Below are 23,017 nucleotides of genomic sequence, written 5' to 3' on the forward strand. Positions count from 1 at the left end.
CCGGCGCGCCTTGCTAGCTCGCCGCCGGCTCGGCGGGCGCCGCCGCGACCGGCTGCGCGCGCTGCACCTGCCAGGCCCAGGCGAACAGGCCGAGGCCGAGCACGGCGGTGGCCGCGCCGATATAGCCGGTGACCGTCCAGCCCAGGCCGGCGCCGATGGCCAGGCCGCCGAGCCAGGGGCCGAGGGCGTTGGCGATATTGAAGGCGGCGTGGTTGGAGGCCGCGGCCAGGGTCTGCGCGCCGCTGGCCACGTCCATCAGGTGGGTCTGCAGCGCCGGGCCGAGGGCGATCATGGTGCCCAGGGCGAAGATCGCCGGGGCCACGCTCCACACCGATTGCGCGGCCAGCGGCATCGACAGCAGCACCAGCGCGCTCCACAGCAGGATCCAGGCCACCGCCTTGAAGCGCAGGCGGTCGAACAGCCAGCCGCCGGCGCTGTTGCCGACGATGCAGCCGGCGCCGAAGAGCGCCATCGCCAGCGGAATCCAGCCCGGTTGCACGCCGGTCACCTGCAGCAGGGTGGGCGCCATGTAGGCGAACACGCAGAACATCCCGGCGAAGCCGATCGAGCCGATGGCCATGGCCAGCCAGATCGGCGCGCGGTTGAAGGCGCGCAGCTCGCCGATCGGGCTGCTGCGTTGCTCGTTGCGATCGGCCGGCAGGAAGATCGCCACCATGGCGATGGTGGTGATGGCGATCACCCCGACCAGGGCGAAGGCGTAGCGCCAGCTCAGGCCCTGGCCGAGCCAGGTGGCCAGCGGGTTGCCGATCAGGATGGCGACGGTGAGGCCGGCCAGCACCCGGCTCACCGCCTTGGCCCGCTTGTGCGGCGGCGCCATGTTCGCCGCCACCAGCATGGCGATGCCGAAGTAGGCGCCATGCGGCAGGCCGGCGACGAAGCGGAACAGCATCAGCGCCAGGTAATCCGGGGCCAGGGCGCTGGCGAAGTTGCCGAGGGCGAAGCAGCCCATCAGCAGCAACAGCAGGATGCGCCTGGGCAGGCGCGCGCCGAGCAGGGCGAGCACCGGCGCGCCGACCACCACGCCGAGGGCATAGGCGCTGATCACGTGGCCGACCTGCGGCTCGCTGACGCCCAGGTCGGCGGCGACGTTGGGCATCAGGCCCATGATGGCGAATTCGCCGGTGCCGATGGCGAAGCCGCCGAGGGCCAGGGCGAGTTGAATGAGAAGGATCGCACCGGGCGACAGGCTGGTCGCGCCGGCGGCGGCATGGTCGTTCATGAATAACCTTGGGCGGGGAGGGTAAACGGCCGGCGCATTATAGGCCCCCGACAGTGCGTCGGGGGATTGGCAATGGCTCTAGATCGGTGCTTTCGTCGTATTCAGGTGCGTCAGCCGCGCGCGGGGATGTTCAAGCCGCGCTGTACGGCGGGGCGGGCGAGGAAGGCCTCGAGCACGCGGCGCAGGTTGGCGAAGCGCTCGAACTCGACCAGCTCGCCGGCCTCGTAGAAGCCCACCAGGTTGCGTATCCAGGGGAAGGTGGCGATATCGGCGATGCTGTATTCGCTGCCCATGATCCAGTCGCGGCCTTCGAGGTGCCGGTCGAGCACGCCGAGCAGGCGCTTGCTCTCCGCCACGTAGCGGTCGCGCGGACGCTTGTCCTCGTAGTCGCGGCCAGCGAAGCGGTGGAAGAAGCCGAGCTGGCCGAACATCGGGCCGACGCCGCCCATCTGCCACATCAGCCACTGGATCGCCTGGTAGCGTGCACCGGCAGCCTGCGGCAGCAGCTGGCCGGTCTTCTCCGCCAGGTAGAGCAGGATGGCGCCGGACTCGAACAATGCCAGCGGCTCGCCGTTCGGCCCGCTGGGGTCGAGGATGGCGGGAATCTTGTTGTTCGGGTTGAGCGAGAGAAACGCTTCGCTGAACTGGTCGTTGCTGTCGAAGCTGACCAGATGCGGCTCATAGGCCAGACCGGTTTCCTCCAGCATGATCGACACCTTGACCCCGTTGGGCGTGGGCAGCGAGTAGAGCTGCAGGCGCTCGGGGTGCTGGGCGGGCCATTTGCGGGTGATGGGGAACTGGGCGAGGTCGGTCATGTGAACTCCATGGCGGATGGGACGGCGACGGGATGCGGGCGATCAGAACACGCCGGGGGCGGGCGAGGGAAATCGATCCTGCTGCTAATGCCCATCGACCCGGGCGATGCCGGCCGGTTGCCGATGCTTGGGCTGGCTATGGGCGCCAGCGTTGCGCCGGCCAACCGCCGGTTGCCTGAGCGCCGGCGAGGCGGGACATGGAGACGCGAGCCTTACGGCGGTGAAGCGCCGGTTTCCTGGGCGCGGGCGAGACGGTATGGTGCGAGCTTTCCTCCACCCGGCACGGAGCCCATCGGCATGAGTCTGCACGGTACCTACGATCCCCAGAACATCTTCGCCCAGATCATTCGCGGCGAAGCGCCCTGCTACAAGCTGTACGAAGACGACGAGGTGCTGGCCTTCCTCGACCTGTTCCCGCAGTCCTACGGCCACAGCCTGGTGATTCCCAAGCGCGCCGCCGCGCGCAACATCCTCGAGATCGACGAGGCCAGCCTGGCCAAGGTGATGGCGGTGGTGCAGAAGCTCACCCGCGCCCTGGTCGAGGAGCTGGAGCCGGCCGGGGTACAGGTGGCGCAGTTCAACGGCGCGCCGGCCGGGCAGACGGTGTTCCATATTCATATGCACGTGATCCCGCGCTTCGAGGGCGAGGGGCTGGGCATTCACGCGGCCAGCAAGGCCGACCCGGCCGAGCTGGAAGCGCTGCAGGCGCGTCTGGTCAAGCGCCTACAGGGCTGAAGCCACGCCATGAGTCGCACGCCTGGCTGTCGTAAGGCTTCGTGCCTGGCCGTGAGGCTTCGTAGGGTGCGCCGTGCGCACCGAGGCGCCGACGCTACAGTCGAGGTGCGCACGACCTGGGCGCCCCCGCGACACCCTACGGGGCATCGGCGCGATCGATACCTTGCCCGCCGGCCCGCCAGCCCCAATACTCAGGCGGCATTCATCTGCCCATGGAGGGCTCATGCGTTCGCTCCTCGTCGCTCTACCTCTGTTGTTGCTGGCCGGTTGTTCGTCGTTTCGAGGTGACCCCGAGCACGTCAAGCCGGTGCCGGAAGATCGCCTGCTGGCGTTTCAGCAGGCGCAGGCAAACGGCGCGCAGATCGTGGTCAACCGCGATTTCGGGCTGATGGGTGGCGGCTGCTACGTGGCCATCGAAGTGGACCGCCAGGTCGCCGCGCGCATCGGCGTCGGTGAGGTCGCGACCTTCCAGGTGCCGCCAGGCACACGCGTGGTCGGCATCACGCCGGACCGCATGGATGACACCCTGTGCGGCATGGGCCGCCTGCTGCGCGAAGTGGCGGTGCCGGTGCAAAGCGGGGAAACCCAGCACCTGCGCATCGTCAGCCAGAATAAGGGTGGCTTCGATATCCGCGCGGACAAGCCCTGATCGCTTTGCCGCTGTGCGGGCGTTCATGCCGAGAGTGACGCGCACCGGTTAGTATTCCCTGCATCAAACCAGGGAGCATGAATTTGAATGGATTGCCGATAGCCATAGTGGGAGCGGGCACCGCCGGTCTGGCCGCCGCGATTCTTCTCGCCCGTCAGGGCCATGCGGTACGCCTGCTGGAACGTGTCGAACGGCTGCAGCCGGTGGGCGCCGGCATCCTGCTGCAGCCGTCCGGCCTGGCGGTGTTGCAGCGCCTGGGACTGCTGGCCGAGTGCACCGCGCTGGGCGCGCCGGTCAGCCGGCTGTATGGCACCAGTTGCCAGGGGCGGGCGATCCTCGATACGCGTTATCACGACTGGCAGCCGGGCAGCTTCGGTCTCGGCATCCACCGTGGCGTGCTGATGACGGCTCTGCTGCATGCGGCGCAACGTGCCGGCGTGCAGCTGGAAACCGGCATCGCGGTCAGCCGCTTCGAGCAGGCGCCCGGTCATGTACGGCTGCTGCGGGAGGACGCGCATGGCGACGAGAGTCCCCTGGGCGATTTCGCCGCGCTGATCCTGGCCGATGGCACCCGCTCGACCCTTCGCGCACAGATGCAGGTGCGCCAGTGGGCGCGGCCCTATCCCTGGGGCGCGCTGTGGAGCATGTTGCCGACTTCCCCTACTGCCGAGTCTGGCGAGCTGCGCCAGTGGTATCGCGGTTGCCGGGAAATGTTCGGCCTGATGCCGACCGGCTGCACCCACCAGGCCCGTGACACCTCGTTGACCAGTCTGTTCTGGAGCCTGCCGCTCAGCGAGCACGAGGCGTGGCAAGCGAGCGGTCTGGAGGCCTGGAAGACCCGTGTGCGCAACCTGGCCGGCGAGGCCGCCGAGGTCTATCTGCAACAGCTGCACGACCCCGCGCAACTGACCCTGGCCGCCTATGCGGACGTGCGCATGCAGCGCTGGCACGACGGCCGTGTCCTGGCCATCGGCGATTGCGCCCACGCCATGAGTCCGCAACTGGGGCAGGGCGCCAACATGGCGCTGGTCGACGCTGCCGCGCTGGCCGATGCCCTGGGTGAGACCTGCGGGCGGGAGCAGCACTCTCTCGACTGGAACGCCATCTTCGCCCGCTACGGCGACGCCCGCCGCGACCACCTGCGTTACTACCGCCAGGCCAGCCGCTTGCTGACGCCATTGTTCCAGTCCAACAGCAGCGCGCTGGCCGTAGTGCGCGATATCGCCCTGATGCTCGCCCGCCACAACCGCTTCGGCCGCCAGCATGCGGTCAGCACCCTGGTGGGCGCGCGCAGCGGCTGGTTGTGGTCGGGCGCGCAGAAGCGCGAGCTGCACGCCTGGAAAGGGGAGCGGGAGGCGTGGGAATGAGCCTCGTGCCGATGCCGATCGGATAAGGCCGCGTATCTGGCGGCGATACCTCGTAGGGTGCGCTGTGCGCACCGGAATGCCGGCTGTACCGCCCCTGGTGCGCACGGCGCACCCTACCGTCATGGCGCGTCAGGGCCGATACAGATATGACCGTGGCCTGATAGGCTGCGCCGCTGATTCCATGTCCATAAGGATGCGTGCATGCCGTCGTCGCTGGAGATCTTCGCCAACCTCTTCTACCTGGCTTCGGTGCTGCTGGCGGCGCGCAATTCGGTGCATACCTGGGCGGTCGGGCTGATCGGCTGCGCGCTGTTCGGCTGGCTGTTCTTCAGTGTGCAGCTGTATGCGGATGTCACCCTGCAGGCCTTCTTCATCGCCACCAGCCTGCTGGGATGGTGGAGCTGGCTCTACGGGCGCAAGGGCGCGGCGCTGCCGATCAGCCGCTCGGCCTGGACGGGACTGTGCCTGGCGCTGTCGCTCGCGGTGGTCGTGGCGCTCGCCTACGGGGCGCTGCTGCACCATTTCACCGATGCCTACGCGCCTTTCATCGATTCGCTGGTGCTGACCCTCAGCGTGCTGGCGCAGCTGCTGCTGATGCGCCGCAAGCTGGAGAGCTGGTATGGCTGGCTGCTGGTGAACACCCTGGCGGTGCCGCTGTTCGCCTCGCGCGAGCTGTACCTGACCGCCTTCATCTACGCGCTGTTCTGGTGCAACGCCTGGTACGGCCTGTATCGCTGGCGCCGGGAACTGGCAGTGCAGACGGCCTGAGATGAGCAAGCGATTCGCCCGTGGGCTGGTGGTCGGCAAGTTCGCGCCGTTGCACCTGGGGCATGAATGGTTGATTCGCCAGGCCCAGGCACAGTGCGAGCAACTGGTTCTGCTCAGTTGGGCGCGCCCGGAGCTTGCCGATTGCGAGCCCGAGCGCCGGGCGCGCTGGTTGCGGCTGCGCTTTCCCGAGCTGCGCAGCTGGGTGGCGACGCCCGAGTGGGTCGCCGGACAACGCGCCCAGGGGATGGCGCTGGCGGATCTGCCCCAGGGCGACGAGCCGGATGCCGTGCAGCGCCAGTTCGTCGCCGATTTCTGCCTGGCCGTGCTGGGCCAGCCGGTGGACGCGGTATTCACCAGCGAGGCCTATGGTGACGGCTTCGCCGCGCACCTGGCGCAATGCTTCGGCCGGCCGGTACGCCATGTCGAGGTGGATCGGGCGCGTACGCACGTTCCCGTTTCTGGCTCACGCCTGCGCGCCGATATCCATGGCTTGCGTCGGTACCTGGCGGCGCCGGTCTACGGCGACTTCGTCGAGCGCATCGGTCTGCTCGGCGGCGAGTCCACCGGCAAGAGCAGCCTGAGCCTGGCGTTGGCCGAGGCGTTGGGCACGCGCCACGCCGCCGAGTACGGCCGCGAGTTGTGGGAAGAGCAGGGCGGCGTGCTCGGCTACGACGACCTGCTGCGCATCGGCCGTACCCAGGTCGCGCGCGAGCAGGCGCTGGCCGGCCAGTGCCAGCGTTACCTGGTCTGCGACACCACGCCGCTGACCACGCTGTTCTACTGTCGCGAACTGTTTGGTCGTGCCGAAGCCGAGCTGGAGCAGTTGGCCGAGCGTCGCTACCAGCACCTGTTTCTGTGCGCCGACGATTTCCCCTTCGTGCAGGACGGCACACGCCAGGACGAGACCTTTCGCCGCCGACAGAACCGCTGGTACGAGCAGGAGCTGGAGCGGCGTGGCTGGGCCTTCACTCGCCTGACGGGCTCGCTGGAACAGCGGGTCGAGCAAGTGCTGCGCAGCCTGGGCGGAACCTAGGCGGACAGTCGGTGCACACGGCGCAGCTTGCCGGCCGCCGGTGGCTGGGGGAGGATGCCTTTCTTTGCCGCAACCGGGATCGTCATGCGCCGCCTGCCTTCGCTCACCGCCCTGCGCACCTTCGAAGCCGCCGCGCGCCACGCCCACTTCGGTCGCGCGGCCGCCGAGCTGTGCGTCACCGATAGCGCGGTCAGCCACCAGATTCGCCAGCTGGAGGAGCAACTGGGCACCGCGCTGTTTGAGCGCGAAGGCCGTCAGGTGCGCCCCACGCCGTAGGCACGACGTCTATTGCACAGCCTGCAGCAGGCCTTCGAGCTGATCGGTGAGGCCTGCGACGAGCTGCGCGACCCCGGCTCGCAGGCCCAGTTGCGCATCGCGGTGACCGTGGAGCTGGCGCAGAAGTGGCTGATCGGGCGCCTGGCCGACTTCGCCGAGCGCCACCCGCAGATCACCCTGCACCTGCACGAGCAACCGCTGGAAGCGCCGCTGCCGGGCGCCGAGATCGACCTGGCGATCACCTACGGCACCGGCCCCGAGGACGCCAGCGCCTATTTCGTGCGGCCGCTGCCGACCCTGCAGTTCTTCCCGGTGTGCAGCCCCGGCCTGTTCAACCAGCTGCCGCTCAAGCACCCGCGCGACCTGGCCCGCCACTGCCTGCTGCACGACGACCAGGACGGCAAGACCTGGACCGCCTGGCTGACCACCCACGCCGGCGACATCCAGCCGGCGCGCCATCTCTACCTGGGCCATGCCGGGCTGACCATGGAGGCCGCCGCGCGCGGCCAGGGCGTGGCCATCGGCGATAACCTGACCAGTGCCGAGGACCTGGCTAGCGGTCGCCTGGTGCGCCCGTTCGCCGCCCAGGTGGCGTCGCTGGGGCAGTACGCGCTGGTCTGCGAGCGGCTGCGCCTGGACAAGCCGGCGGTGGCGCAGTTCATCGAATGGTTCACCGATCAGCTGGTCGACCTGTGAACTGAATTCAAGGGTTCCGCGATAATCGTCATTGGTCGCGGCCGCTCTGCCGCGGGTACTGTCGGCTCATCTCCAGCCACCGACGAGTACCTAGCAATGGCCCGTACCCTGACCTCGCTGCCCAAGGCCGACGGCTTCCGCCTGCCCGGCGAATTCGAACCCAAGGCCCGCTGCTGGCTCGGCTGGCCGGAGCGCCCGGACGTGTGGCGCAACGGCGGCAAGCCGGCGCAGAAGGTCTGGGTCGAGATCGTTTCGGCCATCGCCAGCAGCGAGCCGGTCACCGTGTGCGCCTCGGCGGCGCAGTACGCCAACGCCCGCCGCCAGCTGCCGGCGCAGGTGCGGGTGGTGGAGATAAGCTGCAACGACACCTGGTTCCGCGACAGCGGCCCGGCCTTCCTGGTCAATGACGACAGCGGCGAGGTGCGCGGCGTGGACTTCGAGTTCAACGCCTACGGCGGTCTCGACGGCGGCCTCTACTACCCCTGGGACAAGGACGACCAGATCGCGCAGAAGATCCTCGAGATCGAGGGCTTCGAGCGCTACCGCGCGCCCTTTATCGCCGAGATGGGCGGCATCCAGAGCGATGGCCAGCGCACCCTGCTGACCACCGAGCAGTGTCTGCTCAACCGCAACCGCAACGCCCACCTGGGCAAGGACGAGATGACCCGCCGCCTGCAGGACTACCTCGGCGCCGAGCAGGTGATCTGGCTGCCGCGCGGCTGCAAGTTCGACGAAACCGACGGCCATATCGACGACCTGGCCTGCTTCGTCCGCCCCGGCGCGGTGGTGATGCAGTGGACCGACGACCGCAGCGACCCGCAGTGGGAGATCTACCAGGAGGCCCATGACATCCTGCGCAGCACCCGCGACGCCCAGGGGCGCGCGCTGGAGGTGCACAAGCTGCCGCAACCGCGGGTGCTGGAGTGGACGGCGGCCGAGGCCGAGGGCCTGGACCAGGACGACGCCACCCACACCCGTCAGGCCGGCACGCAGATCTGCGCCTCCTATATCAACTACTACGCCGGCAACTCGGCCATCGTCCTGCCGCTGTTCAATGATCCCAACGACCGCATCGCCCAGGCCACCCTGGCCGAGCTGTTCCCGCGCCATCGCATCCTCGGCATCGACAACTCGCGGGAGATCCTGCTCGGCGGCGGCAACGTCGCCTGCATCACCATGCCGCAATACGCCGCGCCCAAGCGCTAGGAGGCCGTCATGAAACTGCATGCCGCCTTGTCGGCTCTGGCTCTCGTCGTCTGCGCGCAGGCGCAGGCGGCCGAGCCCGCCAAGCAGGTCAATCTGTATATCTGGAACGAGTACCTGGCGCCGGACACCCTGGCGTCCTTCGAGGCCAAGACCGGCATCCGCGTGGTGGTCGATCACTTCGATTCGCTGGAAACGGTGGAAACCAAGCTGCTCACCGGCGGCAGCGGCTACGACCTGGTGTTGACCGCCGGCCAGCACCTGAGCCGGGCCATCGCCAGCGGCGCGCTGCAGGAGCTGGACAAGGCGCGCCTGCCGCACTTCGCCGGGCTGGATGCGGAGTTCACCGCGCATATGGCCAGCTTCGATCCGGGCAACCGCCATGCCGGGCTGTACGTCTGGGGCACCACCGGCTTCGGCTACCAGCAGGAGGCCATCGCCGCGCGCATGCGCGACGCACCGACCGGCAGCTGGGCGATGCTGATGGACCCGGCCGTGGTGGAGAAATTCGCCGACTGCGGGGTGAGCCTGCTCAACGACCCCAACGAGGTGTTCGCCGCCGCCTTCCGCTACCTGGGGCTGGATATCAACCGGCAGAACCTCGACGACCTCAAGGCCGCCGAGGCCCACCTGGCCAAGGTCAGGCCGCATATCCGCTACTTCGACAACGACCGCAATATCAGCGACCTGGCCAACGGCGAGACCTGCCTGGCGATGGCCTGGAACGGCAACGTCGCCATCGCCGCGGCGCAGGCCGAGCAGGCCGGCAAGGACTACCGACTGAGCTACCGCATCCCCCGCGAGGGCACGCTGATCTGGTTCGACGCCATGGTCATCCCGGCGGATGCGCCGCACCCCGAGGCCGGCCTGGCGCTGATGGACCACCTGATGAGCCCCGAGGTGATCGGCGCCATCAGCAACAGCATCTACTACGCCAACGCGGTGCCGGCGGCCGACGCCTTCGTCGACCCGGCGCTGCTCGCCGACCCCGGCACCTACCCGCCGGCCGAGCTGCGCGCCACGCTGTACAGCAAGAACGACAACGGTCGCGAGTTCAATCGCGCCCTGACCCGCGCCTTCAGTCGGCTGAAATCGGGCAAGTAAGGGCGAGGTGCGACCGGCGTCAGTCCTCCAGGCGCCACAGCGGGTCGCCGGCCATGCGCTGGGCGGCCCAGTCGATAAAGGCCCGCACCCGCGCCGAGAGGTGACGCGAGTAGGGATAGACCAGGCTCAGCGGCATGGCGTCCGCCTGCCAGTCGGCCAGCGGTTGCACCAGGCGTCCCTCGTCCAGCGCCCGGCGGGCAGCGGCCAGGGGCAGCACGGCGATGCCCAGGCCGGCTTCGGCCGCGGCCAGATAGGCCTCGCCGCTGTTGAAGCGCATGGCCGGCTCCTGTTCGATGACGATGCGCTGCTCGCCGCGGTGCAGGGCGTTGACCTTCTGCCGCCCGCTGGCGGGGTAGACGAAAGCCAGGTAGCGGTGCCGGGGCAGGTCGTCGGGGTGGCGCAGCGGCGCGCTGGCGGCAAGGTAGGCGGGCGCCGCGCACAGGCTGAAACGCATGCGGCCGATGGGCCGGCAGACCAGATCCGGGTCGTGCACCAGGCCGCCGCGAATGGCGCAGTCCACGCCCTCCTGGACCAGGTCGACGATGCGCTCGCTGCTGCCCAGGTCCAGACGGATCTGCGGGTACTGGGCGACGAAATCCGGTAGCGCTGGGATCAGCAGGAAACGGCTGACCGGCGAAGGCATCTCCACCCGCACCCGGCCGCGCGCCAGGCTGCGGTTCTGCGCCACCGAGGCCTCCAGCTCGTCGAGGTCGTCGAGCACGGCGCGGGCGCGTTCGTAGTAGGCGCTGCCGTCGGTGGTCGGCGACACGCGGCGGGTGGTGCGGTGCAGCAGCTTGATGCCGAGCTGGCTTTCCAGCGCCTGCAGCTGGCCGGATACCGTGGTCTTGGCCAGACCCAGGGCGTCGGCGGCGCGGGTGAAGCTGCCCAGTTCGACGATACGGCAGAAGGCGCGCATCGCTTCTAGTCGATCAAAGGCCATGATTGTCCGTAACTCCGCACAAAGTATACTTGGTTGGATAATTTATCCGTGGTTCTGCGAGTAATACAGTGCCGAGCAATCCCGGTACATCGCCGGGCTCGAGCGGAGAATCGCCATGCACAGCCATCGTCTCGACTATCACCAGGCCGCCCCCCAGGTATTCAAGGCCATGCTCGGGCTGGAACAGGCCCAGGCCGACAGCCTGCTGGAGCCGTCCCTGCGCGAACTGGTCAAGCTGCGCGCCTCGCAGCTCAACGGCTGCGCCCTGTGCCTCGACATGCACGGCAGCGATGCGCTCAAGGCCGGCGAAACGGCGCGGCGCCTGCTGGCCGTCGGTGCCTGGGAGGATTCGCCGCTGTTCAGCGAGCGCGAACGCGCTGCGCTGCTGTGGACCGATCACCTCACCCTGCTGGCCCAGCGCGGCGCCCCGGAGGCTGTCTACCGCCAGGTGGCGGCGCAGTTCGACGCGCAGCAACTGGCCGAGCTGACCCTGTGCATCGCCACCATCAACGCCTGGAACCGCTTCGGCGTCGGTTTCGCCATGCAGCCTTGAGGCAGAGGTGGGTGATGCCTTACTGCCAATTGCACACCCGGCCGCTCGTCGAGGCACAACTGCAGGCCCTGCTGCCGAGCGGCTGGGCGACGCGGGTGACGGCGTTGGCGCCGGGCGGCGAGCGTTGGTTGCTGCGCCTGGATGCCGGCGAGGCGCCGCGCCTTGGCGAGCTGCTGGCCTGCGCCTGGCTGCGCGGGCTGAGCTGCGCGCCGTCCGCTAGCGACGCTTAGCGACTCAGCGGCAGGGCGGCGCCCATCAGCGCGAACAGGCCGCCGCAGCCGCGATTGAAGCCGCGGCCGCTGCGCTCCAGCCAGGGACGGATGCGCTGCGCCATGCGCGCCAGCAGGTATTCCACCAGGCCTTCGACCAGGGCGAAGGTCAGCGCCATCACCGCGAACTGCTGCCACAGGCTGCGCGCCGGGTCGAGGAACTGCGGCAGGAAGGCGCCGAAGAACAGGATCACCTTGGGGTTGGACAGCGCCGCCAGCAGGCCCTGGCGAAACAGCGCGGCGGCGGGTTTCTGCGCGCCCTGGCCGGCGACCGTCAGGTGCAGCGCCGGCGCCCGCCAGAGCTGGATGCCGAGCCAGATCAGGTAGGCGCCGCCGATCCACTTGAGCACCAGCAGGGCATCGGCCGAGGCCTTGAGCAGGGCGGCCAGGCCGAACATCGACAGGGCCATCAGCAGGGCGAAGCCGAGCACGCCGCCGAACACCGTCCAGCTGGCCTTGCGGTGACCGTAGAGCGCGCCGTGGGTCAGCGCCAGCAGGCCGTTGGGGCCGGGCGTCAGCGACAGGCCGATCACGGCGACGAGAAACAGCAACCAGGTATGCAGGGCCATGAGGCGATCCGGGGCGGCGGGAAGGTGCTGCGAGTCTGGCCCAGCGCGCGCTGCGGGTAAAGGGAGGGCGGCAGGGCGTGAAGGTTTGCTGTAGTGGCACTTTGCTCGTGTCTTTCGTCGCTTTATTGCACAAGCGTGCTAGATTTCAATCGCCAATAAGAACAGATCGCCCCATTCGCGTGCCTGCCAGGGAGGCTTTTCATGTTCAGCCAATTCCATCTGCAAGCCGACCGCCTGATGCTCGGCGTGCTCTGGCTCATCACCCTGTATGCCTTCGGCCTGGCCTTCTGGCACGACACCTGGGCCGCCGCGCTGGTGATCGGCGGCGGCACGGCCCTGTGCCTGAGCCTGCTGTACCGGCTGATCGGCGGCAGCCGCGCCTACCGCTGCCTGATGGGCGTGGCCTTCATGGTGCTGGCCGCGCTGCATATCCAGCAGAGCCACGGCATGCTGGAGATGCACTTCAGCGTCTTCGTGCTGCTGGCCTTTCTGCTCTATTACCGCGACTGGTTGCCGATTCTCTGCGCGGCCGCGGTCATCGCCGTGCATCACGTGGCGTTCTTCGCCCTGCAGCAGGGCGGCGCCGAGGTCTGGGTGGTGCGCGGCGACGGCGGCTGGCCGGTGATCTTCATCCACGCCGCCTACGTGGTGGCGGAAACCCTGGTGCTGCTGGTACTGGCCGTGCACGCTGCGCGCGAAGCGGCGGCCAGCGAGGACCTGCAGCGCACCTCGGCGCACCTGCTGCGCGAGGGCGAGCCGGTCGACCTGGCCTACCGCAGCGGCGCCGGCAATCGCCTGGCGCAGCGCTTCAACCGCTTTCTCGGTTTGCTCGATCGACTGGTCAGCCGGGTGGTCGCCGCCGGCGGCGAGTTGCACGACACCAGCCGTCACCTGAGCCGCTCCACCGCCGAGCTGAACCAGTGCGCCGAGGCCCTGCTGGGGGCCACCGCGCAGATGGGCGGCGCCATCGAACAGCTGACCCAGGCCGTGGTGCAGGTCTCGGCGGATGCCGAGCAGGCCGCGCACACCGCGCAGCAGGCCGACCGCGATGCCAGCGCCGGGGCGCAGGCGATCGGCGCCACGCAGACCGGCATTCTCGAACTGGAGCGCGACCTGCAGGGCGCCGCCGAGGTGGTGCAGGCCCTGGCCGACAGCAGCCAGCAGATCGGCCGGGTGCTCGAGGTGATCGGCGCGGTGGCCGAGCAGACCAACCTGCTGGCGCTCAACGCCGCCATCGAGGCGGCGCGCGCCGGCGAACAGGGCCGCGGTTTCGCCGTGGTCGCCGACGAGGTGCGCCAGCTGGCGCGGCGCACCCAGCAGGCCACCGGCGAGATTCGCGAGCTGATCGCCAGCCTGCAGCAGGGCAGCGCACGGGCAGTGGCGGCGATGCAGGCCAGCCACGCCGGGGTGGCGCGCTGCGTCGGCTACACCGAGCAGACCGTCGACCTGCTGGGCAACGTGCACCGCTCGATCGAAGCGATCCAGTCCATCGGCGTGTCGACCCGCGAGCAACTGGCGGCGACCAGCGAGGTGGGGCGGCTGATCCAGCAGGTGCGCAGCATCGCCGACGACACCGCGCGCGATGCCCAGGAGGTGGCGCACGACAGCCAGCGCCTGGAGCAGCTGGCCGGCAACCTGGGCCAGCTGTGCAGCGAATTCCATGTCAGCGGCGCGGCGCCGGTCGGCGCGGCGCCTCAGCCGGGCTCCGTCGTGGCCGGTTATCGCCTGCAGCCGGCCTGAGCCTCAGGCCGGCGCCGGCTCGAAGCTGTCGGCCCGCGCCATCCGCCACATGCGCTCGTAGAACTCGCCGCCGATCTGCCCGCCGAGCAGCTCGCCGGGGGCGAGGAACACGTGCTGCTGGGCGAACAGCTTGATCTCGGTGGCCGACATGCGCTGCACCAGGTGCTTGGCGTCGATTTGCGCCGGGTGCTCGAGGCCGGCGGCGGCGAGCATCTCGGCCAGCGCCTTGAGCGTGTTGCGGTGGAAGTTGTGCACCCGCTGGGCCTTGTCCTCGACCACCAGGGCGCGCTGGCGCAGCGGGTCCTGGGTGGCCACCCCGGTCGGGCACTTGTTGGTGTGGCAGCTCTGACTCTGGATGCAGCCGATGGCGAACATGAAACCGCGCGCCGAGTTGGCCCAGTCGGCGCCGATGGCCAGCACCCGGGCGATGTCGAAGGCGCTGACGATCTTGCCGCTGGCACCGAGCTTGATCTTGTCGCGCAGCTGGCAGCCGACCAGGGTGTTGTGGGCGAACAGCAGGCCCTCGCGCAGCGGCACGCCGAGGTGGTCGGTGAACTCCAGCGGCGCCGCGCCGGTGCCGCCTTCCTTGCCGTCGACCACGATGAAGTCGGGCAGGATGCCGGTCTCCAGCATGGCCTTGGCGATGGCCATGAACTCCCAGGGGTGGCCCAGGCACAGCTTGAAGCCCACCGGCTTGCCGCCGGACAGCTCGCGCAGCCGGGCGATGAACTGCAGCAGTTCGATGGGGGTGGAGAAGGCGCTGTGGCGCGACGGCGAGATGCAGTCCTGGCCCATGGGCACGCCGCGGGTGCTGGCGATTTCCGCGGTGACCTTGTGCTTGGGCAGGATGCCGCCGTGGCCGGGCTTGGCGCCCTGGCTGAGCTTGATCTCGATCATCTTCACCTGGTCGCTCTGCGCCTGGGTGGCGAAGCGCTCGGGGTCGAAGCGGCCGTCGGAGGCGCGGCAGCCGAAGTAGCCACTGCCCAGCTCCCACACCAGGTCGCCGCCGTGTTCGCGGTGATAGGGGCTGATGCTGCCCTCGCCGGTGTCGTGGTAGAAGTTGCCGAGTTTGGCGCCCTGGTTCAGCGCGCGGATGGCGTTGGCGCTGAGCGAGCCGAAGCTCATCGCCGAGATGTTGAACAGCGAGGCGCTGTAGGGCTGGCGGCACTGCGGGCCGCCGATCTGCACGCGAAAGCCGCAGGGATCGGCGAGCGGCGCCGGGCGCATGGAGTGGCTGATGAACTCGAAGCCGTTCCGGTACACGTCGCTCAGGGTGCCGAAGGGCTTGTCGGCACCCTCGTTCTTGGCCCGCGCGTAGACCAGCGAGCGCTGCGCACGGGAGAACGGCAGCTGCTCGCTGTCGCCTTCGAGCAGGTACTGGCGGATCTCCGGGCGGATACCTTCGACCAGGTAGCGGATATTGCCCAGGATCGGGTAGTTGCGCCGCACCGCCTGGCGCGTCTGCAGCAGGTCGCCGAGGCCGATCAGGCTGAGCACGGCGGCGAGCAGGGTGAAGGGCCACAGCCACTCGTGCTGGAGAAAGGGCAGGCTGGCCAGGGTGAACAGCACACAGAAGGCGAAAAAAGCGTAGCGGCTGAGTAGCGACAGGTTCATGCAATTTCCATAGGAAACAGGAGGAAAACCTCACTCTAGACGCTTTTGCCGATTTCGGTCACGTCATGGCCGTATGGACAGTCGTCCGGGCTGCGGACGAACGCCATTGGCCTGTGGCAAACTCGGCGCATTGGGCCGGGGCCGCCGTCGCCGCCTCGCCCGCAACTCCGTTCAGCCCATGCTCCAGAAGTGGGCCTACTGCCTGCAGGCCGCCCGGCGCGGCGAAGAAAAAGAGGAATGACCGTGCATAACGTCGTGATCAGTGGTACCGGCCTGTACACCCCGGCCAACAGCATTTCCAACGACGAACTGGTGGCATCCTTCAATGCCTACGTGCAGCAATTCAATGCCGACAACGCCGAGGCCATCGCCCGCGGCGAGGTCGAGGCGCTGACCGAATCGAGCAGCGCCTTCATCGAGAAGGCCTCCGGGATCAAGAGCCGCTTCGTCATCGACAAGGCCGGCATCCTCGACCCGCAACGCATGGTGCCGCGCATCCCCGAGCGTTCCAACGAGGACTGGGGCATCCTCTGCGAGATGTCCGTGGCCGCGGCCAGGCAGGCTCTGCAGCGCGCCGGCAAGAGCGTCGCCGATATCGACGGGGTGATAGTCGCCTGCTCCAACCTGCAGCGCGCCTACCCGGCGGTGGCCATCGAAGTGCAGGCCGCGCTGGGCATCGACGGCTGGGGCTACGACATGAACGTGGCCTGCTCCTCGGCCACCTTCGGCATCCAGGCCGCCACCAACGCGGTGCAGACCGGCCAGGCGCGCGCCATCCTGATGGTCAACCCGGAAATCTGCACCGGCCACCTGAACTTCCGCGACCGCGACAGCCACTTCATTTTCGGCGACGCCGCCACCGCGGTGATCATCGAGCGCGCCGACCAGGCCACCTCCCAGCACCAGTTCGACGTGGTCGGTACCAAGCTGCTGACCCAGTTCTCCAACAACATCCGCAACAACTTCGGCTTCCTCAACCGCGCCGCGGAAGAGGGCGTGGGCGCCCGCGACAAGCTGTTCGTCCAGGAAGGCCGCAAGGTGTTCAAGGACGTCTGCCCGATGGTCGCCGAGCTGATCGCCGCGCACCTAGCGGAAAACCAGCTCAACGTCGGCGATGTCAAGCGCTTCTGGCTGCACCAGGCCAACCTCAACATGAACCTGTTGATCGCGCGCAAGCTGCTCGGCCGCGACGCCGAGCCGCACGAGGCGCCGGTGATCCTCGACACCTACGCCAACACCAGCTCGGCCGGTTCGGTGATCGCGCTGCACAAGCATCAGGACGACCTGCCGGCCGGCAGTCTCGGCGTGCTCAGCTCGTTCGGTGCCGGTTATTCCATCGGCAGCGTGATCCTGCGCAAGCGCTGATCCTGCGCAAGCGCTGATCCTGCCAACGCGGCTGCGGTGCGCCTAGCGCACCCTACGGGAGAGCCATGACGGACGCCGATCTGCTGCAGCGCCTACTGGCCGGCGAACAGCGGGCCTACCGCGAGCTGGTCGCCACCTACCAGGGGGCGATGCGCGCGGTGGCCTACGCCATAGTCGGCAGTCGCCATGCCGACGAGGTGGTGCAGGACGCCTGGCTCGCCGTGGTGCGCAGCCTGGAGGGCTTCCAGGGCCGGGCCAGCCTGAAGACCTGGCTGCTGACCATCACCGCCAATACCGCCAAGACCCGCCTCAAGCACAATCGCCGCGAGGTGCTGCTCGACGACCTGCCGGGCCCGCACGGCAGCGTCGGCGAGGAGCGTTTCTCCGCAGACGGCCACTGGCTGCTGGCGCCGCAGGCCTGGCACCAGGACAGCCCCGAGGCCCTGCTGACCGAGCGCGAGCTGCGCGAGTGCCTGGACAAGACCCTGGCCAGCCTGTCCGAACTGCAGGCCAGCGTGCTGGTGCTGCGCGAGCGTCAGGGCCTGGAGCTGGAGGCGATCTGTAATCTTCTCGACATCTCGCTCTCCAATGTCCGCGTGCTGCTGCATCGCGCACGCCTGAAAGTCTTCGCCACCCTGGAGCATTTCGAGGAGACCGGGCAATGCTGAACTGCAAGGAACTGGTGGCCCAGTCCAGCGATTTTCTCGACGGCCAGCTGAACCTGCGCCAGCGCCTGGCGGTGCGCGCGCACCTGGCCATGTGCGTGCGCTGCCGGCGCTTTATCCGCCAGCTGAAGCTGACCCAGGCGGTGCTACGCCAGCTGCCCGAAGCGGCGGTGCCCGAACTGGACGCCTTGGCCGCGCGCCTGGTCGAGGCGCGGCGCAAGGCGGACTGAACGGCTCTAAGCGCAGACCCGCGCGATGGCGCTGGCCAGCTGCTGCAGACGGTTGGCATCCAGCCCTGCGACGTTGGCGCGGCCGCTGCCGACCATGTACACGCTGAACTCGTCGCGCAGGCGCTGCACCTGCACGGGCGTCAGGCCGGTGTAGGAGAACATGCCGCGCTGCTCGGCGATATGCGCGAAGCGCTCGCTCAGGCCGTGCGGCGCCAGGGCCTCGACCAGGCCGCGGCGCAGGCTGGCGACGCGCAGGCGCATGCTCTCCAGTTCGTCCTGCCACAGCTTCCTGAGTTCGGCGTCGCCGAGAATCTCGGCGACCACCGCGGCGCCGTGGGCCGGCGGCGTCGACCACAGGTTGCGGGCGAGGTAGGCCAGTTGGCTGCGGATATCGACCAGCTTGTCGGCGCTCGCCGCGCAGACGAGCAGCGCACCGGTGCGTTCGCGGTACAGGCCGAAGTTCTTCGAGGAGGAGCTGGTGATCAGCAGCTCCGGCAGCTCGGCGGCGAACAGGCGCACGGCCCAGGCGTCCTGCTCCAGGCCGTCGCCGAAGCCCTGGTAGGCGAAGTCGATCAGCGGCAGCAGTTCGCGCGCCTTGACCACTTCCAGCACGCGCTTGAAGTCGCGCGGGCCGAGGTCGAAGCCGGTGGGGTTGTGGCAACAGGCGTGCAGCAGCACCACGTCGCCCTTGGGCAGCTGGGCCAGCGCCGCGATCATCGCCTCCACGTCGAGGCGGTTGTCGGCGCCGACGTAGGGGTAGTGGCCGACCTTCAGGCCGCAGGCGGCGAACAGCGTCTCGTGGATCGGCCAGGTCGGGTCGCTCAGCCAAATGCCGCGCCCCGGCAGGCAGTGGCGGATGAAGTCGCCGGCCAGGCGCAGGGCGCCGGTGCCGCCTGGGGTCTGGGTGGCGCCGGCGCGCTGGCCGGCCAGCAGCGGCGAATCCGCGCCCAGCACCAGCCGGCTGAGGCGCTCGCCGAAGGCCGCATCGCCATGGCCGCCGACGTAGGTCTTGGTGGTCTCGCTGTCGAGCAGGCGCTGCTCGGCCAGCTTCACCGCACGGGGAATCGGCGTCAGGCCCTGGGCGTCCTTGTACACGCCGACGCCCAGGTCCAGCTTGGCCGGGTGGCGATCTTGGCGGTAGGCCTCCATCAGGCTGAGGATGGGGTCGCCGGGCACCCGGGCGACGCTGGCGAAATGGCTCACTTGCGGCCCTCGGCACTGGCGGCCAGCAGGTCGGTGCGCGCGGCCATGATGAAATCGTTGCGGTGCAGGCCGCGCATCTCGTGGCTCCACCAGGTGACGGTGACCTTGCCCCATTCGGTGAGCAGGGCCGGGTGGTGGCCGACTTCCTCGGCGATGGCGCCGACCGCGTTGGTGAAGGCCAGGGCGTGGCGGAAGTTCTTGAACAGGTACACGCGCTCCAGCTCCATATGGTCGCCGCGCACCTCGATGTTCCAGTCCGGAATTTCGCGGATCAGTTCGGCCAGTTCTTCGTCGGACACCTTCGGCGCATCGGCGCGGCAGGCTTCGCATTGGGCTTGGGCAAGGCTCATGGGTTTTCTCCTGATTTTTTGTAGCCCGGATGAAATCCGGGGTCATGCCTGCGGGCGATCCCGGATTTCATCCGGGCTACTCGCCCCTGAGTTTGGATTGTTCGTAGGGTGGACATGCGCAGCTTGTCCACCGCCTGTAACGATGGTGGACAAGCCTGGGGGCATGTCCACCCTACGCGGCTTTTGGCGGAAACTTCGGCGCGTGCAGGCCCATGCGCATGGCCTGCTGCACCAGCGCCATGATGTCCTGGTGGGCCAGCTCGAACAGGCGCTTGAGCTCGGGCAACACGAAATACAGCGGCTGCAGGATGTCGATGCGATACGGCGTGCGCATCGCCTCCAGCGCGTCGAAGGCCTGGTGCTCGGGCGCGTCGGACAGGGCGTAGAGCGTCTCCTTCGGCGAGGAGAGGATGCCGCCGCCGTAGATGCGCCGGCCGGCCGGGGTGTCGACCAGGCCGAACTCGATGGTCAGCCAGTACAGCCGCGCCAGGTAGACGCGCTCTTCCTTGCTCGCCATGAGGCCGAGCTTGCCGTAGGTGTGGGTGAACTCGGCGAACCAGGGGTTGGTCAGCATCGGGCAGTGGCCGAAGATCTCGTGGAAGATGTCCGGCTCCTGCAGGTAGTCCAGCTCCTCGGGGGTACGGATAAAGGTGGCCACCGGGAATTGCTTGCTGGCCAGCAGCTCGAAGAAGGTCTGGAACGGGATCAGCGCCGGCACCCGCGCCACGCGCCAGCCGGTGGCGGCCTCGAGTACGCGGTTGATCTCGCCGAGCTGGGGGATGCGCTCCAGCGGCAGGCCGAGCTGCTCGATGCCGTCCAGGTATTCCTGGCAGGCGCGATTCTCGATCACCCTCAGCTGGCGGGTGATCAGGGTGTTCCACACCTGGTGCTCGGCTTCGGGGTAGTGGATAAAACCGCTGTCGTCCGGTTCCCGGGCCAGGTACTGCGTGCCTTTCATCGATGCCTCCTGCGGGGGCTGTTGTTCTTGTCTTGGACAAAGAAGTAACCCGAGTGCGCGGACGGGGGCAGGGGCGGGCAGGGGGACGAGCGGCAGTGGAACGGGCTAGTCCGTAAAGAATGGATTACGGCATCGGCGAAATCGCCGGCTATCGCCTTGTCGCTGCGCTAGGCTGTCACATATTCTTGACGAAAATTACGCCGCCCGCGTCGATTTTCCCCGGCGGCGGCCCATAACCAGCCTGATCCGAGCCTCGCCATGCGTATCAAAGTCCACTGCCAGAACCGCGTCGGCATCCTGCGCGACATCCTCAACCTGCTGGTCGACTACGGCATCAACGTCGCCCGCGGCGAAGTCGGCGGCGAGCAGGGCAACGCCATCTACCTGCACTGCCCGAACCTGATCAACCTGCAGTTCCAGTCGCTGCGGCCGAAGTTCGAGGCCATCCCCGGGGTGTTCGGCGTCAAGCGCGTCGGCCTGATGCCCAGCGAGCGGCGTCATCTGGAGCTCAATGCGCTGCTCGGCGCGCTGGATTTCCCGGTGCTGTCGATCGACATGGCCGGCAGCATAGTCGCCGCCAACCGCAGCGCCGCGCAGCTGCTCGGCGTGCGCGTCGACGAGGTGCCGGGCATGGCGCTGTCGCGCTACGCCGAGGACTTCGACCTGCCCGAGCTGGTGCGTGCCAACAAGGCGCGGATCAACGGCCTGCGGGTGAAGATCAAGGGCGACGTGTTCCTCGCCGATATCGCCCCGCTGCAGAACGAGCACGACGACAGCGAGGCGCTGGCCGGCGCGGTGCTCACCCTGCACCGGGCGGATCGGGTGGGGGAGCGCATCTACCACGTGCGCAAGCAGGAGCTGCGCGGCTTCGACTCGATCTTCCAGAGCTCCAGGGTGATGGCGGCGGTGGTCAAGGAGGCGCGGCGCATGGCGCCGCTGGATGCGCCGCTGCTGATCGAGGGCGAGACCGGCACCGGCAAGGAGCTGCTGGCGCGCGCCTGTCACCTGGCCAGCCCGCGTGGGCAGTCGCCCTTTATGGCGCTCAACTGTGCCGGGCTGCCGGAGTCCATGGCCGAGACCGAGCTGTTCGGCTACGGCCCCGGCGCCTTCGAGGGGGCGCGCCCGGAAGGCAAGCTCGGCCTGCTCGAGCTGACCGCCGGCGGCACGCTGTTTCTCGACGGCGTCGGCGAGATGAGCCCGCGCCTGCAGGCCAAGCTGCTGCGCTTCTTGCAGGACGGCTGCTTCCGCCGCGTCGGCAGCGACGAGGAGGTCTACCTCGACGTGCGGGTGATCTGCGCCACCCAGGTCGACCTGTCCGAGCTGTGCGCCCGCGGCGAGTTCCGCCAGGACCTCTATCACCGCCTCAACGTGCTCAGCCTGCATATCCCGCCGCTGCGCGAATGCCTCGACGGCCTGACGCCTTTGGTCGAGCACTTTCTCGACCAGGCCAGCCGGCAGATCGGCAGCGCGCTGCCCAAGCTGGCACCCGCGGTGCTGGACAAACTGGCCCACTACCACTGGCCGGGCAACGTGCGTCAGCTGGAGAACGTGCTGTTCCAGGCGGTCTCGTTGTGCGACGGCGGCACGGTCAAGGCCGAGCATATCCGCCTGCCGGACTACGGCGCGCCACAGCCCTTGGGTGAGTTCTCGGTGGAAGGCTGCCTCGACGACATCCTCGGCCGCTTCGAGAAGGCGGTGCTGGAGCGGCTGTACCACGACCACCCGAGCAGCCGCCAACTGGGCAAACGCCTCGGCGTGTCGCACACCACCATCGCCAACAAGCTGCGCCAGCATGGGTTGGGCAAGGAGTAGGGTGCGTCCGGCGGACAAACGCGCGTAGGGTGCGCCGCGCGCACCGATGCTTCGCTGGCCCCGGCTAACACCCGCAATTTTCGGTGCGCACGGCGCACCCTACGGGATCGCGACAGCGATACGCGTCTAATTTATCTGGCCGCCGCGCCAGGCCGTGACCACGCGATCGCGCAACGCCCGTCTATCCTGCAGCTGATCGACCGCCCGTGCGGCCAGCCCGATCCAGTATGGATCGGCTTCGGCCTGCGTCACGGATACACGCGATGCCAGATTGGCCCAGGCACGCGGCAGGCGCGGCGAGTGGACGGCGAAGCCGCCGTCGCGGTCGCGCGCCAGGTAGCGCACGCGGCGGATGCCGGCCAGCAGGATGCGGCCATGGCACATCAGGCAGGGCTCCAGGCTGACATAGAGCGTCAGGCCGCTGCGGTCGAGCTGCGGGTGCTCGGCTTCGAGCTGATCGAGCACCTGCATCTCGGCATGCGCGGCGCTGGCGTAATGTTCGGCGAACACCTGATTGCGGCCGCTGCACAGCAACTCGCCGGCGTCATCGACCAGCAGCGCGCCGACCGCGTAGCTGCCTTCCTCCAGCGCCAGCAGCGCCTGCTCGCAGCACAGCCTGGCCCAGGTGTCGTCGGCGTGGCGACTCGGCGGCGCTTGCTGCAGCAGGGCGAGGTGCTCTGGCTTCATGGGGCTTTTCCTCGCAATTCGACGGACATTATGGCCGCCCCCAAGGCCGCTGCTGCCCTACGACCTTGGTGCAATAGTCGCCACTGCCTGCTGCGGCGACACTGCGCTCGTCCCGATCATCCTGCGTGATTTGGGTGCAAGCGTTTCCGCATTCCTTTCGAGGAATGCCTTGAATG

Annotated in this window: 23 protein-coding genes and 1 pseudogene; 15 read left to right on the forward strand and 9 right to left on the reverse strand. The window is 68.6% G+C overall.

Annotated elements, in window-relative coordinates; genetic code table 11:
* Window positions 1–13: 13 nt before the first annotated feature.
* Both ACIGKL_RS20335 and ACIGKL_RS20340 read right to left on the reverse strand, forming a co-directional pair.
* Window positions 14–1,240, reverse strand: coding sequence for an MFS transporter (locus tag ACIGKL_RS20335; RefSeq protein WP_397488258.1), 1,227 nt, complete (start codon window positions 1,238–1,240; stop codon window positions 14–16).
* 110 nt (window positions 1,241–1,350) lie between these two features.
* Window positions 1,351–2,055, reverse strand: a complete 705-nt coding sequence (locus tag ACIGKL_RS20340) for a glutathione S-transferase N-terminal domain-containing protein (protein ID WP_397488259.1) — start codon at window positions 2,053–2,055, stop codon at window positions 1,351–1,353.
* A gap of 297 nt (window positions 2,056–2,352) precedes the next feature.
* Between ACIGKL_RS20340 and ACIGKL_RS20345 the strand changes: the two genes are divergently transcribed.
* From ACIGKL_RS20345 to ACIGKL_RS20380, 8 genes and pseudogenes are all read left to right on the forward strand, one after another.
* The gene (locus tag ACIGKL_RS20345) at window positions 2,353–2,790 is read left to right on the forward strand and encodes an HIT family protein (protein ID WP_397488260.1); all 438 of its coding nucleotides are present in this window, start codon (window positions 2,353–2,355) and stop codon (window positions 2,788–2,790) included.
* Window positions 2,791–3,013: 223 nt separating this feature from the next.
* On the forward strand, window positions 3,014–3,439 hold the full coding sequence (locus ACIGKL_RS20350; protein ID WP_397488261.1) for a 3-isopropylmalate dehydratase: 426 nt from the start codon (window positions 3,014–3,016) through the stop codon (window positions 3,437–3,439).
* A 77-nt stretch (window positions 3,440–3,516) separates the two neighbouring features.
* Window positions 3,517–4,806, forward strand: coding sequence for an FAD-dependent oxidoreductase (locus ACIGKL_RS20355; RefSeq protein ID WP_397488262.1), 1,290 nt, complete (start codon window positions 3,517–3,519; stop codon window positions 4,804–4,806).
* Window positions 4,807–5,007: 201 nt separating this feature from the next.
* Window positions 5,008–5,574: a nicotinamide riboside transporter PnuC gene (gene pnuC, locus ACIGKL_RS20360; protein WP_397488263.1), complete on the forward strand. Its 567-nt coding sequence runs from the start codon at window positions 5,008–5,010 to the stop codon at window positions 5,572–5,574.
* A 1-nt stretch (window position 5,575) separates the two neighbouring features.
* Complete coding sequence (locus ACIGKL_RS20365; protein WP_397488264.1) at window positions 5,576–6,607, forward strand: AAA family ATPase; 1,032 nt, start codon at window positions 5,576–5,578, stop codon at window positions 6,605–6,607.
* Between the two features lie 84 nt (window positions 6,608–6,691).
* Window positions 6,692–7,579: pseudogene (locus tag ACIGKL_RS20370) on the forward strand (LysR substrate-binding domain-containing protein).
* A gap of 96 nt (window positions 7,580–7,675) precedes the next feature.
* Window positions 7,676–8,785, forward strand: coding sequence for an agmatine deiminase (aguA, locus tag ACIGKL_RS20375; RefSeq protein ID WP_397488265.1), 1,110 nt, complete (start codon window positions 7,676–7,678; stop codon window positions 8,783–8,785).
* Window positions 8,786–8,794: 9 nt separating this feature from the next.
* A complete protein-coding gene (locus tag ACIGKL_RS20380) occupies window positions 8,795–9,886 on the forward strand; it encodes an extracellular solute-binding protein (protein ID WP_397488266.1) in 1,092 nt (363 codons plus the stop codon).
* Window positions 9,887–9,905: 19 nt separating this feature from the next.
* Here ACIGKL_RS20380 and ACIGKL_RS20385 read toward each other — a convergent pair whose 3' ends face one another.
* Window positions 9,906–10,826: a LysR substrate-binding domain-containing protein gene (locus ACIGKL_RS20385; RefSeq protein ID WP_397488267.1), complete on the reverse strand. Its 921-nt coding sequence runs from the start codon at window positions 10,824–10,826 to the stop codon at window positions 9,906–9,908.
* Window positions 10,827–10,941: 115 nt separating this feature from the next.
* Between ACIGKL_RS20385 and ACIGKL_RS20390 the strand changes: the two genes are divergently transcribed.
* Window positions 10,942–11,379, forward strand: coding sequence for a carboxymuconolactone decarboxylase family protein (locus ACIGKL_RS20390; RefSeq protein WP_397488268.1), 438 nt, complete (start codon window positions 10,942–10,944; stop codon window positions 11,377–11,379).
* Between the two features lie 14 nt (window positions 11,380–11,393).
* Window positions 11,394–11,609: a hypothetical protein gene (locus ACIGKL_RS20395; RefSeq protein WP_397488269.1), complete on the forward strand. Its 216-nt coding sequence runs from the start codon at window positions 11,394–11,396 to the stop codon at window positions 11,607–11,609.
* On the opposite strand, the gene ACIGKL_RS20400 is transcribed toward ACIGKL_RS20395, so the two are convergent.
* Window positions 11,606–12,217 carry a LysE family translocator gene (locus tag ACIGKL_RS20400; protein WP_021442106.1) on the reverse strand — a complete coding sequence of 204 codons (612 nt, stop codon included), beginning with the start codon at window positions 12,215–12,217 and terminating at the stop codon, window positions 11,606–11,608. The genes ACIGKL_RS20395 and ACIGKL_RS20400 overlap by 4 nt on opposite strands.
* A 201-nt stretch (window positions 12,218–12,418) precedes the next feature.
* On the opposite strand from ACIGKL_RS20400, the gene ACIGKL_RS20405 reads away from it, so the two are divergent.
* Complete coding sequence (locus tag ACIGKL_RS20405) at window positions 12,419–13,957, forward strand: methyl-accepting chemotaxis protein (protein WP_397488270.1); 1,539 nt, start codon at window positions 12,419–12,421, stop codon at window positions 13,955–13,957.
* Between the two features lie 3 nt (window positions 13,958–13,960).
* On the opposite strand, the gene ACIGKL_RS20410 is transcribed toward ACIGKL_RS20405, so the two are convergent.
* Window positions 13,961–15,571: an FMN-binding glutamate synthase family protein gene (locus tag ACIGKL_RS20410; protein ID WP_397488271.1), complete on the reverse strand. Its 1,611-nt coding sequence runs from the start codon at window positions 15,569–15,571 to the stop codon at window positions 13,961–13,963.
* Between the two features lie 243 nt (window positions 15,572–15,814).
* Between ACIGKL_RS20410 and ACIGKL_RS20415 the strand changes: the two genes are divergently transcribed.
* The 3 genes from ACIGKL_RS20415 to ACIGKL_RS20425 all read left to right on the forward strand — a co-directional run bounded on the left by ACIGKL_RS20415 (window position 15,815) and on the right by ACIGKL_RS20425 (window position 17,831).
* Entirely contained in the window at window positions 15,815–16,936 is a 1,122-nt protein-coding gene (locus ACIGKL_RS20415; RefSeq protein ID WP_397488272.1) for a beta-ketoacyl-ACP synthase III, read from the forward strand.
* 65 nt (window positions 16,937–17,001) lie between these two features.
* Window positions 17,002–17,604, forward strand: coding sequence for an RNA polymerase sigma factor (locus ACIGKL_RS20420; RefSeq protein WP_397488273.1), 603 nt, complete (start codon window positions 17,002–17,004; stop codon window positions 17,602–17,604).
* The gene (locus ACIGKL_RS20425) at window positions 17,598–17,831 is read left to right on the forward strand and encodes an anti-sigma factor family protein (RefSeq protein WP_397488274.1); all 234 of its coding nucleotides are present in this window, start codon (window positions 17,598–17,600) and stop codon (window positions 17,829–17,831) included. Before ACIGKL_RS20420 ends, ACIGKL_RS20425 begins: the two co-directional genes overlap by 7 nt.
* 6 nt (window positions 17,832–17,837) lie before the next feature.
* Here the strand turns inward: ACIGKL_RS20425 and ACIGKL_RS20430 are convergent, their stop codons facing one another.
* The 3 genes from ACIGKL_RS20430 to phhA form a co-directional block, all read right to left on the reverse strand.
* Window positions 17,838–19,034 carry an amino acid aminotransferase gene (locus ACIGKL_RS20430; RefSeq protein ID WP_397488275.1) on the reverse strand — a complete coding sequence of 399 codons (1,197 nt, stop codon included), beginning with the start codon at window positions 19,032–19,034 and terminating at the stop codon, window positions 17,838–17,840.
* Complete coding sequence (locus ACIGKL_RS20435) at window positions 19,031–19,384, reverse strand: 4a-hydroxytetrahydrobiopterin dehydratase (RefSeq protein ID WP_397488276.1); 354 nt, start codon at window positions 19,382–19,384, stop codon at window positions 19,031–19,033. The genes ACIGKL_RS20430 and ACIGKL_RS20435 overlap by 4 nt, the downstream gene beginning before the upstream one ends.
* A 172-nt stretch (window positions 19,385–19,556) precedes the next feature.
* Window positions 19,557–20,342: a phenylalanine 4-monooxygenase gene (phhA, locus tag ACIGKL_RS20440; protein ID WP_397488277.1), complete on the reverse strand. Its 786-nt coding sequence runs from the start codon at window positions 20,340–20,342 to the stop codon at window positions 19,557–19,559.
* A 258-nt stretch (window positions 20,343–20,600) separates the two neighbouring features.
* Here phhA and ACIGKL_RS20445 point away from each other — a divergent pair, with 258 nt between their 5' ends.
* Window positions 20,601–22,154, forward strand: coding sequence for a sigma-54-dependent transcriptional regulator (locus ACIGKL_RS20445; protein WP_397488278.1), 1,554 nt, complete (start codon window positions 20,601–20,603; stop codon window positions 22,152–22,154).
* Window positions 22,155–22,280: 126 nt separating this feature from the next.
* Here ACIGKL_RS20445 and ACIGKL_RS20450 read toward each other — a convergent pair whose 3' ends face one another.
* Window positions 22,281–22,841, reverse strand: coding sequence for a nucleoside deaminase (locus ACIGKL_RS20450; RefSeq protein WP_397488279.1), 561 nt, complete (start codon window positions 22,839–22,841; stop codon window positions 22,281–22,283).
* Window positions 22,842–23,017 lie beyond the last annotated feature (176 nt).

Origin of the sequence: Pseudomonas sp. NPDC077186 (assembly GCF_044543505.1) — a bacterium.
Lineage (GTDB): Bacteria > Pseudomonadota > Gammaproteobacteria > Pseudomonadales > Pseudomonadaceae > Aquipseudomonas.